The following is a 17056-nucleotide window of genomic DNA, read 5'->3' as shown; positions in this document are numbered from 1 at the left end:
GATTTATGCCTCGTATCACTTTCAATTTTGGTTGGTTGCTTTTTGCAATCGGTATAGCAGGGTATGTTGCAAGCGGTATGTCCAGCACTACAGCGCTTATTCCGTCTATTTTCGGAATTGCGTTTGTGCTCTTAGGCTGGATAGCTATGCAAAAAGAATCCATGCGTAAACATCTTATGCACGCCGCCGCAATACTGGGATTATTGGGCATCATCGGCACATTCAAAGGCATGCTTAGATTTATTGCAATGTTAGGCGGTACGGAAGTTGAAAGGCCTATAGCCGTGACATTTCAAGCTGTTATGGCCATGCTTTGTATTGTATTTGTAGCCTTGTGTGTACATTCTTTTATCAAAGCACGTACAGGTAAGTAGTAGATTGTAGAAATAGAAAAGGCTGTTTGACAGTTCACATCGAAGCTTTGCATAGATTATTTTTAATATCAAATTGCAAAATTTTTGTGAATACAAGCCTCTCATTATTGAATATGAGAGCGCATGCCAAACAGCCTTTTTCTTTTTTCTAATTACAGCCGCAACCGCCGGCTTTGGATTTGGCTACATTGCCATCCGAGCAACAACCGGTTTGCACTTGAGTACTTTTTTGTGCTACTACCGTGATGCTTACGACGCGCGCACCGGATTTACGAAATTCAGCAATTTCTTCTTTATTCAGATACGGAGCCAAAATATCATCCGGCAAGTTTATTTCTCGATCCTTGACTAACTGAATATCCGTGAAACCGAGTTTACGGACGATATCAATATATTCGTGTTTCTGAATCGCACCGGAAACGCAACCGGCATACATTTCGGCCGCTTTAGCGATATTGGCCGGAAGTTTGCCGTCCAATACGATATCCGAAATAGAGAAACGTGCGCCGGGTTTCATAATACGATGTACTTCCGCAAAGGCATTGAGTTTATTCGGTACAAGATTGAGTACACAGTTACTCACGACGACATCCACGCTGTTTGAAGCCACAGGCATATTTTCTATTTCACCCAGGCGAAATTCGACATTCTTATAACCCAGTTTTTCATTATTCTGACGCGCACGATCAATCATAGCAGGCGTCATATCCACGCCGATAACAAAGCCGGACGGTCCAACCAATTTACGGGCAACAAAAGCATCGTTACCTGCACCGGAGCCCAGATCCACGACGGTCTGGCCCGCACGGATTTGTGCAAATTCTGTCGGGATACCGCACCCCAAACCGAGATCGGCATCGGGATTGTAACCATCAAGCTGTGAATAATCTTCATTCATGATATTGTAATCGATAGTGCCACAGCCACCGACGCCGCAGCATGAACCGGCATTGTCGTTCAATGTGGTCAGCGCAATCTGACCGTATTTTTCACGAACGACTTCTTTTAGTTTTTCATCATTTACCATAGTTACTCCTTTGGTTTTTGTTAACAACACGATTCGATGTGATTAAAAAATTTGTTAAGAATGCTTAAATACTTGTCCATATTCTTCTTATTGATACAGTAACAGGATTTCGGGCCGTCAATTTCACCTTGAATTAAGCCGATTTTTTGTAATTCCTTTAAATGCTGTGAAACAGTGGATTGTGCGAGCGGTAACACCTCAACGAGATCTCCGCATATACATTCGCTGCGCCGGGCCAGTTCTTTGAGAATTGCAATCCGTGCCGGATGAGCGAGTGCTTTGGCAAATTCAGCCAATAAGATTTCTTCTTGTTTAAATTCGAGGGCTTTGCTTTGTGCCATAAGTTTTTCTTTATCGTTTATCGTAAATATACGATATAATAATTCAAAATGTTTCGTTTGTCAAGCAGGATTTAAAAAAAACTTTCATTTTTTTCATAAATGGTTATCTTAAGCGCACGGAAATCATTGATAAACATTCACATACAGGATAAAAACATGAAACCACACAGCTCGATTAGTCAATTTATGGATCATCATTACCGCCATTTTAATTCGGCGTCTATGATGGATGCTTCCAAAGCGTATATCAAACATCTCGAAAACGGCGGACATATGTTTGTTACGTTAGCTGGGGCCATGAGTACGGCAGAACTCGGACTATCCTTGGCGGAGATGATCAGGCAGGACAAAGTCCATGCGATCACATGCACGGGTGCCAATTTGGAAGAAGATGTTTTTAATCTTGTTGCCCATGATCACTATGTTCGTGTGCCGCACTATCGTGATTTGACACCGCAAGACGAACAAAAATTACTTGATCGTCATTTGAATCGCGTCACGGACACCTGCATTCCTGAAGGTGAAGCCATGCGGCGGATCGAGTCGGCTGTATTGGAAGAATGGGTGAAAGCCGATAAAGCCGGTGAACGTTTTTTCCCTCACGAATTTATGTATAAAATTCTCCTCAGTGGAAAATTAGAAAAATATTATCAGATTGATCCCAAAGATAGCTGGATGATGGCCGCGGCTAAGAAAAATCTGCCGATGTTCGTTCCCGGTTGGGAAGATGCTACATTGGGTAATATGTATGCGGGACACGTCATCAGCGGCGACGTAAAAAATGTTCATACCGTCCGCACGGGGATCGAATATATGATGCGACTGGCTGATTGGTACACCGAACGTTCCAAAGAACATTCTGTCGGTTTCTTTCAAATCGGCGGCGGCATTGCCGGCGATTTTCCGATCTGCGTTGTTCCCATGCTGCATCAGGACCTGCAACGTACTAATGTGCCCCTGTGGGGATATTTCTGTCAGATCAGCGATTCGACGACGAGTTACGGTTCATACTCCGGCGCTGTGCCCAACGAAAAAATCACATGGGGCAAACTTGGTATAGACACACCTAAATTTATCGTCGAATCCGATGCGACGATTGTGGCGCCGCTGATGTTTGCGTATATTTTAGGATGGTGATTTGCAGCGAAGTTGCTTCCTGCGAAAAATTTTGATGAAGGTTCGGTTCTCATTTATTTATAAAGAGGAGAAGAGTATGAAAAAAAGCCATTATTGGGTTGGGCTTGTTTTCGCATTATCAATTATTTCCTGCGGCGGAGATAGCGAAACAAGTATCACACGCGACGGAGATATACTGATCATCGGTGATGGGGCTACGGAATTATCACTAGATACGATTTTATCAGCTAATTCATTGACTTTTTCTACCGTACAGATGGATTCCGGATTTTATGGTGATGAATTAAATGCAGGAAATATTTCAACAGTTATTCTGTGTGACGGTGAAGGTTACGAGTTTGGTATGCCTGAACAAGGGCAACAGGCTCTGCTTGATTTTGTTGCCAACGGAGGCCGTTTGATCTTTATGGAATGGGTTGCTTATGAGATCAGCGAAGATCGGTATACGGTGCTTGATACCATTGTTCCTGTTTTAAGATCAAGTGGTCGTGAAGGTACAGAAACATATACCGTGCAATTGTTTAACGAATTAACAGAGGGTTTGGATACTACGTTTACGGTTAGTAGCGGATCCAATATTGGGACAGCACGTTTTGGAACTGTGCATATTAAAGGAAGCAGTTCTGGAGATGCGCTTGTTACCCATACGTGGGGACAAGGTGAAGTAATCCAAATGGCTTGTGCCGGTAATTATGAAGGCTATAATCCGTTCGCGGAGCCTAACATGAAAAAATTAATTCTCAATGCCATAATGATTTCTTCGCTGCCTAAAAAGTGATCAATATTTCTTATTTAATTGATCAATTAATATGATTTGTTAGCATAAAAAAAGCCTCCGTCAACATACGGAGGCTTTTGTTTTTAGATAAATCCCAGTTATGTGAAGCTTATTCGCCGTTGCCTGTATCCGGTGTAAACTTCCGTTGGCCAAGCTCTGCATCAATCATCAATAATCCGTGACCTTCGCCTTTGATCAACTTGATTTTGTGCAGGATTTTAGATACCGAAGCTTCCTCTTCGACTTGCTCGTCAATAAACCACTTTAAAAAGCTTACCGCCGCATGATCGTCTTCTTTAAGAGCCGTACTCATGAGCGTATTGATGCTTTTGGTGATAAATTGTTCATGCTCCAGTGTCTGTTCAAAAATTTCGATAAGGGATTTGAATTTTGATTGGGGCGCGTCCAGTGCCTTTAGGGTTACGGTGCCGCCACGATCATGAATAAAATTAAAAAATTTCATAGCGTGCTGGTGCTCTTCTTGTGCCTGCACATGAAAATAATTTCCGATACCATCCATATTTCCCGATTTGCACCAGGCCGACATGGAGAGATAGAGATATTCTGAAAAAAATTCGCGATTGATCTGTTCGTTGAATGCTTCTTGCAATTTTTTACTTAGCATAAGTAAGACCTTTCTATATTTATTTCATGATGCCGTATGTTATGGCAACTAGCCCGATGACGACGAGGACGATACTGCCGATCATCAGATTGCGAATAGTTGACTCGGTACCGCGCGTCAGCTCTTCTTCGGATTTGAGGGTGATAATAAAGGGTTTTTCTTTGTCTTCCGGTTTTTGAACCATGAGTTCGCCCGAGGCATCGGAAGCCTCACCGAGGACATACACGCGGCGATCCAGTGGTATCAATGATTCGGTAAATTCATAACCTAAAATACGTCGTCCGCTTCGACCCATATTGATATTCATCGAAAACGCGCCGAGTTGGATGCGCCCTCCGGAAAAATTCTGTTCATAGCGGTTGAGAACCTGCGTTCCTTCGATGTCGGCGTCGTTGGGATTGATCGTGATGCGACCGGTCGCGTCTTCCACTTCAAAATGCACACGTTGGCTATTGGAGGCCACATTTTCAGTGCCGGTTCGTGTGCGACGCACTTCGCGGCCGTTTTGATCGCGTTCCGTATAAGTTTCTTCATATCGTTCATCCACGCTCATTTCGTACCACACGCAGGGCTGCTTGGCCAATTCGGATGTGATCGGATGAGCACATTTGATCACACCCTTGACTTCCGTTTGTTGCCGAAATGCGCCCGTCGTGGATAGTTCATCGTTGACTTGTTTGCAAATTTCCTTGAGTTCCTGAGCGGTGGAAGTTTTGACAAACTTGATTTCTAATAATTTATCCTGATTTTTTTTTCTGAAATAGAGCAGGAGAGCGGCAATGCCGAAACAAACCAGCCCGATGATAATGCCTTCCATAAAACGCCTCCGGAGTTAAAAAGCGATTTGGTTTCGCAAATAATGTTCGATCAGATTATAAAGCCCGCCGTACACAAGCATAGTCATTATCGTTTTGATCACACCGCCGATATACATCAGCATAAATCCCCGGTCGCGGTATTTAGGCGTCAGCGCCATGATAATTCCTATTTCTTTCACACCGGGCCCGGGTAATGAACCGCAAAATAAAATACCCCAATAACCGGTCTTTTTAATAAACCGTTTGAAGCCTGATGTTTCATCAGGTATTTCAGCGGTTTGATGGTCTATTTCTTTTTTCACAAAAAAACCGCGAAATCGGGGAAACCATTTAGTTTCTTCCAATCGGGCGATTATGCGGTGTGACCAGGCTGTTTGTCCGATACGCTGAAATGATGTATGAAATAAAAAGAACATGATTTTGAGCCAAAAAAAATCAATCACGGAGACGATCACCAGTGTGACAGCCGCTGCGTTTGTCCAGTGCCCGAAGTCGGATTCTAAAGCGCGAAACCACAAAATAACACCGGCTTCGTGCCAAAAAATCGTCGTAAAAATCAGCGGAAAAAAAGTATATATCGTAATATCAGTCAATGAATATGAACCGTATCAAGATTGGCGCTTGAATTTATTGAAATATTACGACAATTTAGTTTGATGTCCAACAGAAAACGAGGAGCTTGTGAAGACGTTATTGCTTGCCGTGTGTTTTTTTGTACTTCAGGATCAACCTGGATTTGATCCATCGCTCATGTATGGGCGCTGGAAGTGGTACGCGAGTGAGGGAGGGTTGATGGAACAGCGCATTACGGTCGAACAAACTCAACAAAACAAATCGCTGCTCTTTACAAAAGATCATGCCATTTTTTATATGGTTGGGGATTCTGTAAGCTACAAAAGCCGCTATGTTACTGAAATGCGCCGCTCAGAGTTTACCGGCCAAGACACGCCACTACTACGCATACAAGGTATTTCCAAAGATCAATGGATAACGATGCAAGGAAAAGATTCGCTGATTTTACGCGAAAATAAATACGACGGATGGACGCACCGTTATGTGCGTCTTCACTAGATGCGCCTAACCAAGTCTTGATTTTACTCGGCTTTTGATGTAACTTGCGCCATGATTTAGCAATAAAGTAATGCATTTTAGCCAGCCCTAAACGAAAGGCTGGTTTTTTATTATCGGTACAGCGTGGCAGAAAAGAAAAATACCAATCGGTTTGATAATCTGGAAATCCAGCCTCGGTCGCATTCGGAAACCGTAGCACACACCACTCCGGGTTCCTCTAAAAATGAACGTTTCGAGTGGATCGAAGTTCCTCAACAAAAAACTTTTACCAAACGCTTTAATACTAAAGCCCGTAGCATCACATCCAAACGCTGCCCTCGCTGTGGATGGCTGGATCAATCGGCCGTGACCGAGTGTTTTCGCTGCGGTTATGATTTCCAAACCAACGACATGCATCTTGATTTTTTTAAGCAGGAAAAGATTGACCTGCCTCCGGTAGAAATCAAAGTGGATATGGGTTTTCAGGATGTTCTGTCGAAAAAGCAATACGATACGCTCGATGCTTATCAATTAAGACTCGAAGCCGAGCGCCTTAACCTGATTTCAGGATTTGACCGTCTTATCGCTGTAAACGATCTGAATATCACACACTACGATTACCAGATCAATACTGCTCTTGAAGCTTTGCGACGCATGCGCGGGCAAGTTCTTTTAGCCGACGAAGTGGGGCTTGGTAAAACCATCGAAGCCGGAATCATCACCAAAGAACTGATTGAGCGTAATTTAGCCAAAAATATTTTGATCTTAACACCGGCATCATTGGTTGGACAATGGCAAGATGAATTACTTATGAAGTTTGGTGAGAATTTTGTCGTACCGCAGCAGGAGAGCGATTGGCGTGCGCCAAAAGTCATTGCTTCGATTGATATGGCCAAACGTAACGAAGCGGCCAATATTTTGCTGTCGAGAGATTTTGATTTATTGATCGTAGATGAAGCGCATCGTCTCAAACATCGTTCGACGATCGGTTTCAAATTTGTGAACAAAATCCGTAAAAAATATGTGCTTTTGTTGACGGCAACACCCGTTCACAACGATCTAACCGAATTATACAGCCTTGTAACCATACTCAAACCGGGCTTATTTGGGACCATTCGCTCTTTCAAACGAAAATTTATGTTGAAGGATGATCCGCGCCTGCCCAATAACGAGGATCAACTTAAACACATTCTTCAGGACGTGATGATTCGCAATCGCCGCGATAAAGTCGGCATCAATCTGCCGCCTCGTAAAGCCGCGATTTATCATCTGGATCTCACACCGATCGAAAGTGAACTCTACCGTGAAGTGACGAATTATGTGCGCGAGGAATTTCGCCGCGAAGCGAATTTTGACGTTCATATCCTTTCGCTGATCACGCTGCAGCGCGAGGTCTGCAGTAGCCCGCAAGCTACGCGGCATACATTGATTAATTTTATGAATCGTAATTACCCGGCGAAAACCCGTGAACGCCTGGCGTATTTCGTAGAGCTTTGTGATGCCGTCAAAATCAGCCGCAAAAGCGCGGCCACCATCGAATTGCTAAAAAAGTTTCCCTCCAAAACTATAATTTTTGTGGAATTCATTGAGACGATGAAACATCTGCAAATGGAGCTGGAGCAGGAAGGTATTTCTGTTGAGCTGTTTCACGGAGGACTGTCGGGGACGCATGCGCGTAAGGAGGCGATTGATAGGTTTCGCAAATCCAAACAAGTGCTCATCAGTACGCAAGCCGGCGGGGAAGGGCTCAATCTTCAGTTTTGCAGTCAGATCATCAACTATGACTTGCCATGGAATCCGATGCGTGTCGAGCAGCGCATTGGGCGCGTTCATCGTCTGGGTCAGGAACGCGACGTTTTTGTTTTTAACCTTTCCGTTACCGATACGATCGAATCGCGTATATTGGAACTTTTGGCTAATAAAATTCGTATGTTTGAACTCGTAATCGGCGAGCTGGATATCATACTCGGCGATATCGAAACCGAAAAGAATTTTGAACAGCAGTTGATGGAAATTTTTATGCGTAGCACGGATGAAAAAGAAATGAATCAACAGTTAGAACGTTTCGGTAATCAACTCACGCACGTTCGCCGTCAGTATGATAAAGTACGTGAAAATTCAGAAATCTTATCCGATATTGTAGACGTTTAACCCATCAAAAGGAGTAAATCCGATTCGTCATTGTTACCGCTCTTGTTTTTTTAACAAACACCGAGGTCAATATGCAAAAAAAACGCATCATCTGGGCGGATGACGAAATCGAATTACTCAAGCCCCACATTTTATTTCTCGAACAACGCGGTTACGAAGTAACGCCCGTCACTAACGGTGAAGATGCGATCAGTCAGGTTCGCACTCGGAAGTATGACCTTGTATTGCTGGATGAGATGATGGACGGCAAAGATGGTCTGACAACGCTCGAAGAGATAAAAGAAAACAGCCCCACTATTCCCGTCGTGATGATCACCAAAAGTGAAGAAGAACGTCTGATGGAAGATGCCATCGGGCGGAAGATCGATTTTTATCTTACCAAACCGGTCAACCCCAGCCAGATCCTGATGGCGTGTAAACAGATTTTCGAATCGCGCAAATTGACGGAACAAAAAATTTCGCGTGATTATGTACAGGAGTTTAATCGCATTTCACAGAAATTGATGGATCGGCTAGAATTTAAGGATTGGTATGATATCGCTCAATCCATGGCCGAGTGGGAGGTCGAGCTGGATGCACTGACGGATACCGGGCTTCGTCAGATGCTTGAGGATCAGCGCAAAGCTTGTAATGTCGAATTTGGTAAGTTTGTCGAAAAAAACTATCACGGGTGGGTGAACTCAGGATTGCCTCAACGACCGGAATTTTCAGTTGATATTGTTCGTAACTACGTATTTCCGAAAATCGCGGCACGTCGTAAAGTCGTATTTATTGTGATAGACTGTCTGCGCATTGATCAATGGCTAGGATTTGAATCGGTGTTGCAGGAGTATTTTAATATCAATAAGAAGTTCTATTATAGCATTCTCCCGACATCAACACCGTATTCGCGTAATGCGATTTTTAGCGGAATGTGGCCCAGCGAGATTGAGCAAAAATTTCCTGATATATGGAGTAAAGGTGAAGAAGATGACTCCAGTCGCAATCGGTTTGAAAAAGAACTTTTGGAATACCAATTGAAATCCAATCGTGTACCGATGGAAACAGAGGCTAAGTATGTCAAAATACTTAACGCCGAACATTCACGGCAATTGGAGACCAATATTACCAGTTTTGTTAATAGTTCACAACTGACGGCGATCGTTCTCAATTTTCTGGATATCCTCGCACATACGCGCAGCGATTCGCATGTGATCAAAGAGATCGCTCCACACGAACCGGCGTACCGCTCGCTGAGCAATTCATGGTTTACACATTCTTCGTTTTTAGAAATATTAAAAACACTTTCCAGACTGGACTGTCAGATCGTCATCACATCCGATCACGGCAGTATTCGCAGTTTGCATGGTACTGAAGTTATCGGCGATAAAGAGACATCAACAAGTTTGCGCTATAAATACGGAAAGAACATCAAGTCCAATCCCAAACATTCGATGTTCATCAAAAATCCGCTGGAGTATAAACTGCCCAAACGCGGGGTCAACACACACTATATCATCGCCAAAGAAGATTATTACTTTTTGTATCCGACGAATTACCACCATTTTCTGAATCACTACAATGATACATTCCAACACGGCGGGATTTCGGTCGAAGAGGTGATTATGCCGGTGATCGAGATGGAAGGAAAGCGTTAAACAGTAACCTGTATTTTATTATTTGAGGAATAGGTTTAATGCAAATAATTAAACCTATTCCTCTTTTTTGTGCGAAATAGTTATTTGGTCATGATGGTACGTATCGCCCCACGATGCAGGCGTTCGATATCCGATGCTTGCATGACGATCCAGTCATTGATCCGTAAAGTTTTACCGCCGACGACTCCGATCTCCACACAATCCACATGCTGAGTTTGTGCCCATTGTTTCAATCGTTCTGCATTTTCCGTATCGGTTGTTAGTATGATGCGCGATTGCGTTTCGCTAAACAGCAGGAAATCAGGACGTAATGCATCGTTAAGACGAATTGTAGCACCGATAGTGTGGCCGGGTTTACCTTGATAACAAGATTCGGCTAAAGCTACGGCAAGTCCGCCATCGGATACATCGTGTGCCGAACGAACCCAGCCTTTGATGATCGTATTCAATACAAAATCCTGAACTTTCTTTTCGTACGTCATATCGAGCGATGGTGCATCGCCGCTGATTTTACCGTGAATCGTTTTCAGGTATTCGCTACCGCCGATATCCGTTCCGTTTTTTCCGATAAGGAATATCTTGTCGCCTTCGGATTTGAACCATGATGTCGTGGCATGTTTGAGGTCTTCGATAATTCCGATCATCCCGATAGTCGGCGTAGGGAATACGGCATTGTTACGGCTTTCGTTGTAAAAGCTCACGTTCCCACCAGTAACGGGCGTATCAAAAATGCGGCAAGCTTCGCCCATGCCTTCGACGGCTTCTTTGAATTGCCAGTAATTTTCAGGTTTGTATGGATTACCAAAGTTGAGGCAATTGGTAATAGCGGCGGGTCGTCCACCGGAGCAAACTACGTTACGTGCCGATTCGGCCACAGCGATATGGCCGCCGCGACGCGGATTGAGGTAAACATACCTTCCATTACAATCAACATTCATCGCGAGTGCTTTGTTGGTGCCTTTGATGCGTACCACGGCCGAATCACTGCCGGGTAATGTTACCGTATTGGTGCGTACCATCGAGTCATACTGTTCATATATCCATTCTTTGCTTGCAATATTGGGCGTGCTCAGCAGCCGTGTAAGAACCGATGTAAGATCGGAAGGTTGGGGTAGTGATGCGATATCCAACGCGCGCGTTTCTTTAAGATAAGCCGGTTCCGCGGTTTCGCGTTTGTACACCGGCGCGCCGCCGCCGAGAACGAGCGTATCCGCCGGAATTTCGGCAAATACCCGGCCTTTGTATTTTACGCGCATCAGTTTGTCGTTGGTCACATGACCGATCGTGACCGCGTGCAAGTCCCATTTTTCGAAAATATTCTGAATTTCTTTTTCATACCCTTTTTTGACGATCAGCAGCATGCGTTCCTGGCTTTCGGATAACATAATCTCATACGGCGTCATTTTATCTTCGCGTGTCGGCACCAGTTCGAGATTGATTTCAATGCCGGATTCGCCTTTAGCGCTGGTTTCGGAACTGGAACATGTCAAACCGGCGGCGCCCATGTCCTGAATACCCACAAGATGACCGGACTGAATGGCCTCCAGAGTTGCTTCAAGCAATAGTTTTTCCGTAAACGGATCGCCGATTTGTACGTTGGGGCGTTTGGCTTCGGACGCTTCGGATATTTCTTCTGACGCGAAGGTCGCGCCATGAATACCGTCGCGTCCTGTTGCAGAGCCTACGATCATGACGGGGTTGCCTTCGCCTTTGGCTATGGCGCTGGCGGTCTGATCGTGACGCACTATGCCAACGGCCATCGCATTGACCAGCGGATTATCGGTATAGCATTCTTCAAAATATACTTCGCCTCCGACGGTAGGAACGCCGAAACAATTACCGTAATGGCCGATACCTTTGACAACATTGGCAAAAAGATAGCGCACGCGCTCATCATCCAAATGTCCGAAGCGCAGAGAATTGAGAGCGGCGATGGGACGTGCACCCATCGTGAAAATATCGCGAAGAATCCCGCCAACACCGGTCGCCGCACCTTGAAAAGGTTCGATAGCCGACGGGTGATTATGGCTTTCGATTTTGAAAGCCACGGCTAAACCGTCACCGATATCTATAAGCCCGGCATTTTCTTCGCCCGCGCCTTTGAGTACAAATTGGCCTTGTTTGGGCAGTGTTTTAAGAATCAGAATGGAATTCTTATAGCTGCAGTGTTCACTCCACATTACACTAAAAATACCAAGTTCGGTAAACGTAGGTTTTCGACCTAAAATTTGTTGGATGCGCTCATATTCTTCGTCTGTGAGGCCGTGATCTTTGGCGAGTTTGTGTGTTACTTCGGGCTCGCGAATTTCATGAAGTTCGATGGCTTTAGTCGTGTGCATGGTATTCCTGTATATGTTAGAACCAGAATTTTTTTCTGAAAAAATAAAACATGGAAAGCGCCAGTGCGCCCATCAGGCCGAGTGCATAATAATAACCGTATTCCCACCGTATTTCAGGCATATTGTGAAAATTCATGCCATAAATACCGGCAATAAAAGTCAGCGGCATAAAAATGGTTGTGATGATCGTAAGCCGCTTCATGATGATATTGACGATATGCGAATTTTCATTGATTTGATGCGAGAGTACGGAATAGTAGGCATCAAGAACGTTGCTCATCGTATCACGGTAGGTATCAATCAGTTCGTTGACACGAATAAGGTGATCAAAAATATCGCGGAAGTAGACTACCGAGGCCTTGGACATCGCCGGATGCTGGAGGTGAATAAGGCGTGACAGTACGTCCCGCTGAGGGGATACGGTGCGGCGAAAGCCGGCCAACTGTCGCTTGAGTTTTAGAATTTCGTTGAGCACCGAACGTTCGGCGCGAACGGACAATACATGTTCCTCAAGATGATCAATATCGTCCTCCCATTTTTCAACCAGAGGAAAATAATCATCCACGATGTGATCTAAGATCGTATGTAAAATAAAATCTGAATTTTTAAACATAAAGTTATCTTTAATCGCCGTTCGACCGCGTGAACCTTTTTCGTATAGCGCAGCCTGATGATACAACAGTTGCGTTTCACATCGGTGTATGGATTTGGCGATAGCAGGACTTGGTTCGTGATGAACGGAAACGAGATAGTTTTTACCCAGGAAAAAATCAATTTCCGGACGTTCGATTTCGTTGGTTTCCGGATGCATTCGGGGTTCGTGCGTTACGAGGAAAATGTATTCGTCAAATTCGTCCAATTTAGGCGAATTGGAATAACTCATCACATCCTCGATGCATAGCGGATGAAAATTGAAAGCATCCTGAATTTGGTGAATTTCATCTAACGTGGGGGAATCGAGATCTATCCAGAAAATACACTGCGGGTCTTTGAGATAAATCACCAATTCGTCAAACGTAAGCGTATTGACAAATTCTTTACCGAATAATTGCGCGTAAATGGTGATCATATCATAAAAATCGTTTAAAAAAAGCGACGCAATGTAATACAGCGGGATTGATTATTCAAATGAATTATCCCATGTATGCATATCGGTTTAACTAGGATGAAGGCAGGAGCTGTATCAGTACCTTGTGGATGCGCTTTCGGTCCGATTCGATGATTGTAAATCGAACATCTTCGTAGGTGATGGTATCACCTTTTTTGGGCATACGTTTGAAAAGCCAAAGGATCAACCCGCTGAGGGTGCTGTATTCTTCTGAGGGCAGATGCAAATGCAATTGTTCATTAATGAGATAAATTTCAATTTTCGCATCCGCGAGATAAGAACCGTCTTCCTGTTTTTTTATCAGTGAAATGTTATCATCGTATTCATCTTTGATTTCTCCGACGATTTCTTCGATCAAATCTTCGATCGTCACCAAACCGGCCGTTCCGCCGTATTCATCCACGACGATCGCCATCTGAATACGTTGCGATTGAAATTCGCGCAATAATTCGGAAATTTTTTTGGTTTCCGGTACAAAATACGGCATGGTGATAAATTCAATAGCCGTCATATCTTGAATGTTTTTACGCCAAAAATTCATCACGTTTTTGATATGCAGCACACCGATGACGGTATCCATATTTTCTTCATAGACAGGGATGCGGGACAGTTTTTCATCCGCCATGATTTGGAGTATTTCTTCCATCGGTGTCTGGACTTCCACACATACCATATCCACGCGAGGCACCATGACTTCTTTGACCAGCGTATCACCGAACTCAATAATGCTGTGAATCATTTCACGTTCGTTGTGTTCGATCGCACCCGCCACTTCGCCGGCATTGATGATTTCACGAATTTCATCTTCGGTTACATTGAGGCTGCGGCGATGCGTTTCGCCGCCCGTTGCGGTGACGACGACACGAGAAACCCATGAAAAAAAACCGCTGAAGGGTTTGAGGATCAGTAACGCAATATGCAGCGGCGTCGCCAACAGCATAACCGTTTTTTCCGGATTATGGCGCGCGATGGATTTGGGCAATACTTCGCTGAATAGCAGGAGAAAAAGCGTAATCAAAAAGGTGGCCACGGCTAAAGCGTAAGCTTCGCGGTAGCCGTACAGCCGCGCAATATCCACACTGACACTGGCGGCCAATACGGCGGCGCCGACATTAAATGCGTTATTACCTACGTAGATACCCGTTAAAAAATCATTTTGATTGGATGTCCAGAGCTCAAGTAGTTTGGAGCGCGTGCCGCCGCGTTTCAAAATTTTTTTGAATGACAGCTTATCTAAGGATAAAATGGCCGTTTCAAAACTACTGAAGAATCCGCCGATAAAAATAAGCAGAAAAAAGAGTAAAATTTCGATGCGTGATATTTCACTCATATCAGGAAGAAGGGAGCGGGATAGAACAAATACGGTTTCATAGTGTGGCGTCATGGTAAACAAAACAGGGTTGAATGTCAAGCATCAGGGTTAGATATGGCGAAGAATTCATGAAATACATAAAATATTCATTGACAAAGTGTGCGGCATCATCTATATTTTCGCCCGAATTTTGAGACTGTTCTTAGACATTAGAGATATTGCTGGTGTAGCTCAGCTGGTAGAGCAACTGACTTGTAATCAGTAGGTCGACGGTTCAAATCCGCCCACCAGCTCTACTTATGCAGTAAAAGTTCATTGGGCAGTTGGCGGAGTGGTCAATCGCAACAGACTGTAAATCTGTCGAGCTATGCTCTACGGAGGTTCAAATCCTTCACTGCCCACGAAAAACCTCGCTACCTAGGCGGGGTTTTATTGTTTACGACCTTATGTTATCTCGACGTTGAACGCATGTTGTTTTGAAATAAGTTTTATTAACGCCCGAGCCTTACGCAATTTGAGGAGGCTGAACCCCGCCAGGTCCGGAAGGAAGCAACGGTAAGCTCACCCTTGGATGTGCCGTAACAGCTTGGGCTTTTTTTTAATTTTTTTGACGCTGAATATCTAGATAGAAGATGATAATTAGTCACTAATTCGTGTTCTTTCGAACAGCTTTATAAAGAACTTCTTACGTATAAAATTCCATTTTTTTTATCCCCAAAATCTTTTATCTTGGCCGGCATTAAATTTTAACCAAATATCTATGTCCTATCTTGTAATTGCGCGAAAATATCGGCCGATGGTTTTTGATGATGTGATCGGTCAGGAACATATCACCACGACGCTGAAAAATGCGATTGAATCCAAGCGCATCGCGCATGCATATATCTTTTCCGGTCCGCGCGGTGTCGGCAAAACAACGTCGGCGCGTATTTTTGCTAAAGCCATCAACTGTGAAAACGGCGGCCCGACGATCACGCCGTGCAATCAATGCCAGTCCTGCCTCGAAATTACCGGCGGACGCAGTTTGGATGTGTTGGAAATTGACGGTGCATCGAATCGCGGTATTGATGAGATTCGCAGTATTCGTGACAATGTACGGTATTTGCCGGTACGCGGCGGATACAAGATTTATATCATTGACGAATTTCACATGATCACCAAGGATGCGTTTAATGCGCTCCTGAAAACACTCGAAGAACCGCCACCACAGGTCGTATTTATTTTTGCGACGACCGAACCCCACAAAATCCTGCCGACGATCTTATCACGTTGCCAGCGCTTCGATTTTAAACGCGTCGCTATCGAGAAAATCATCGGACGACTCAAACATATCTGCCGTATCGAACAAATTGATATGGACGAAGAATCACTGTTTGAAATCGCCCAAATGGCGGACGGCGGTATGCGTGACGCGCTGACCTTGCTGGATCAGGTGATTTCCTTTTGCGGTAATCAGGTGCGTATCCAACGCGTGCGTGAGGCGCTTGGGCTGATCGAAACAGGGTTATATTTTGAACTGATGGCGATCATACGCAATAAAAGTGTTTCCGAAGGATTCAAATTTGCCTCGCGCGTACTGGATGCAGGCCTTGATGTGACGGAGTTTCTGCACGGATTGATGGCGCATATACGCAATGTATTGCTGGCCAAAGCCTGCGGCGCATCGGCATTGACGACGGTGTATGAGAGTTATCACGAAAAATTTACAGACGTATCGCAGCAATTTTCTGAAACCGACCTTATTCGCATGATGAATTTGGTATCGGAGACCATTCAACGCGTCAAATGGAGCCTCAAACAACGCTTTGTATTCGAATTGATGCTGATGAAGCTTATTCGTATGGAAGATTCCGTTCAACTTTCGGAGATCATCCGAAAACTGGAGAACCCCGATACGGAGACCGTAAAAAAAAAAGTAGTGCCGTAACGGCTCCTGTAAATCCTGTAACGCCTCTTAAACCGCCAGCCGTCAAACATTCCGAAATACCAACGCCGGTAGTCGTCACGGAACCGCCCAAAGAATCACCGGTAAACGGTGAACGAGGATTGAGCGAAATTCGTAAATCTTGGTCAAAAATTGTCGTCGAAGTCAACCGCGAGAAGCGTCGTGTCGGGTCCGTATTGGAGTTGGCCTGGCCTTACGAATTGCAAAGCGATTTACTCAAATTGGGCTTTACCACGAGCGGTGTGACACCGTTTCAGGTCGAAATGGTACAAAAAGAACGTGAATTTGTAGCCGGTGTGATCGCTCAATTCACGACAAAACGTGTTCGTTTGGTTCTCGAGCCGGAAAAAATCATTCGCCCGGTAGAGCGCGTAGCCTATCAAGATGAGCCGGTACCTGAGCCGTCGCCCGCCG

At 44.5% G+C, this 17056-nt stretch carries 16 protein-coding genes, 2 tRNA genes and 1 other RNA gene; 11 read left to right on the top strand and 8 right to left on the bottom strand.

Going from position 1 to position 17056, the window contains the following annotated elements:
- Positions 1-5 precede the first annotated feature (5 nt).
- The gene (locus tag HUU58_00095; protein NUN44053.1) at positions 6-374 is read left to right on the top strand and encodes a hypothetical protein; all 369 of its coding nucleotides are present in this window, start codon (positions 6-8) and stop codon (positions 372-374) included.
- A 148-nt stretch (positions 375-522) separates the two neighbouring features.
- On the opposite strand, the gene arsM is transcribed toward HUU58_00095, so the two are convergent.
- Positions 523-1401 (bottom strand): arsenite methyltransferase, encoded by an 879-nt coding sequence (arsM, locus tag HUU58_00090; protein NUN44052.1) that lies wholly within the window; start codon positions 1399-1401, stop codon positions 523-525.
- Positions 1402-1421: 20 nt separating this feature from the next.
- Positions 1422-1742, bottom strand: a complete 321-nt coding sequence (locus tag HUU58_00085) for a winged helix-turn-helix transcriptional regulator (protein NUN44051.1) — start codon at positions 1740-1742, stop codon at positions 1422-1424.
- Between the two features lie 156 nt (positions 1743-1898).
- Here HUU58_00085 and HUU58_00080 point away from each other — a divergent pair, with 156 nt between their 5' ends.
- Together HUU58_00080 and HUU58_00075 are read left to right on the top strand one after the other, a co-directional pair.
- Complete coding sequence (locus HUU58_00080) at positions 1899-2879, top strand: deoxyhypusine synthase family protein (GenBank protein NUN44050.1); 981 nt, start codon at positions 1899-1901, stop codon at positions 2877-2879.
- A gap of 76 nt (positions 2880-2955) precedes the next feature.
- A complete protein-coding gene (locus tag HUU58_00075) occupies positions 2956-3657 on the top strand; it encodes a hypothetical protein (protein ID NUN44049.1) in 702 nt (233 codons plus the stop codon).
- A gap of 109 nt (positions 3658-3766) precedes the next feature.
- Here the strand turns inward: HUU58_00075 and HUU58_00070 are convergent, their stop codons facing one another.
- From HUU58_00070 to HUU58_00060, 3 genes are read right to left on the bottom strand one after another with little or no spacing between them, the layout of a single operon-like run.
- Complete coding sequence (locus HUU58_00070) at positions 3767-4282, bottom strand: ferritin (protein NUN44048.1); 516 nt, start codon at positions 4280-4282, stop codon at positions 3767-3769.
- Positions 4283-4301: 19 nt separating this feature from the next.
- The gene (locus HUU58_00065) at positions 4302-5099 is read right to left on the bottom strand and encodes a hypothetical protein (GenBank protein NUN44047.1); all 798 of its coding nucleotides are present in this window, start codon (positions 5097-5099) and stop codon (positions 4302-4304) included.
- Between the two features lie 15 nt (positions 5100-5114).
- Positions 5115-5693, bottom strand: coding sequence for a hypothetical protein (locus HUU58_00060; GenBank protein ID NUN44046.1), 579 nt, complete (start codon positions 5691-5693; stop codon positions 5115-5117).
- A gap of 88 nt (positions 5694-5781) precedes the next feature.
- Between HUU58_00060 and HUU58_00055 the strand changes: the two genes are divergently transcribed.
- The 3 genes from HUU58_00055 (at position 5782) to HUU58_00045 (ending at position 9938) form a co-directional block, all read left to right on the top strand.
- On the top strand, positions 5782-6171 hold the full coding sequence (locus HUU58_00055) for a hypothetical protein (GenBank protein ID NUN44045.1): 390 nt from the start codon (positions 5782-5784) through the stop codon (positions 6169-6171).
- A 123-nt stretch (positions 6172-6294) separates the two neighbouring features.
- The gene (locus tag HUU58_00050) at positions 6295-8301 is read left to right on the top strand and encodes a DEAD/DEAH box helicase (GenBank protein ID NUN44044.1); all 2007 of its coding nucleotides are present in this window, start codon (positions 6295-6297) and stop codon (positions 8299-8301) included.
- Positions 8302-8372: 71 nt separating this feature from the next.
- Complete coding sequence (locus HUU58_00045; protein ID NUN44043.1) at positions 8373-9938, top strand: PglZ domain-containing protein; 1566 nt, start codon at positions 8373-8375, stop codon at positions 9936-9938.
- A gap of 80 nt (positions 9939-10018) precedes the next feature.
- On the opposite strand, the gene purL is transcribed toward HUU58_00045, so the two are convergent.
- The 3 genes from purL to HUU58_00030 all read right to left on the bottom strand — a co-directional run bounded on the left by purL (position 10019) and on the right by HUU58_00030 (position 14715).
- A complete protein-coding gene (gene purL / locus HUU58_00040) occupies positions 10019-12277 on the bottom strand; it encodes a phosphoribosylformylglycinamidine synthase subunit PurL (GenBank protein NUN44042.1) in 2259 nt (752 codons plus the stop codon).
- Between the two features lie 16 nt (positions 12278-12293).
- Positions 12294-13346 (bottom strand): magnesium/cobalt transporter CorA, encoded by a 1053-nt coding sequence (gene corA / locus HUU58_00035; protein NUN44041.1) that lies wholly within the window; start codon positions 13344-13346, stop codon positions 12294-12296.
- A gap of 91 nt (positions 13347-13437) precedes the next feature.
- Positions 13438-14715, bottom strand: coding sequence for an HlyC/CorC family transporter (locus HUU58_00030; GenBank protein NUN44040.1), 1278 nt, complete (start codon positions 14713-14715; stop codon positions 13438-13440).
- A 202-nt stretch (positions 14716-14917) separates the two neighbouring features.
- Between HUU58_00030 and HUU58_00025 the strand changes: the two genes are divergently transcribed.
- The 5 genes from HUU58_00025 to HUU58_00005 form a co-directional block, all read left to right on the top strand.
- Positions 14918-14990, top strand: a tRNA-Thr gene (locus tag HUU58_00025).
- Between the two features lie 24 nt (positions 14991-15014).
- Positions 15015-15098 (top strand) — tRNA-Tyr (locus HUU58_00020).
- Between the two features lie 95 nt (positions 15099-15193).
- Positions 15194-15292: signal recognition particle sRNA small type (gene ffs / locus HUU58_00015), an RNA gene on the top strand.
- Positions 15293-15457: 165 nt separating this feature from the next.
- Positions 15458-16624 carry a DNA polymerase III subunit gamma/tau gene (gene dnaX, locus HUU58_00010; GenBank protein NUN44039.1) on the top strand — a complete coding sequence of 389 codons (1167 nt, stop codon included), beginning with the start codon at positions 15458-15460 and terminating at the stop codon, positions 16622-16624.
- A gap of 119 nt (positions 16625-16743) precedes the next feature.
- A partial coding sequence (locus HUU58_00005; GenBank protein NUN44038.1) for a hypothetical protein occupies positions 16744-17056 on the top strand: 313 nt, incomplete at its 3' end.

This window comes from bacterium (assembly GCA_013360215.1).
In the GTDB taxonomy this organism is placed as follows: domain Bacteria; phylum CLD3; class CLD3; order SB21; family SB21; genus JABWCP01.
This window is presented reverse-complemented; position numbering and strand designations above follow the sequence as displayed.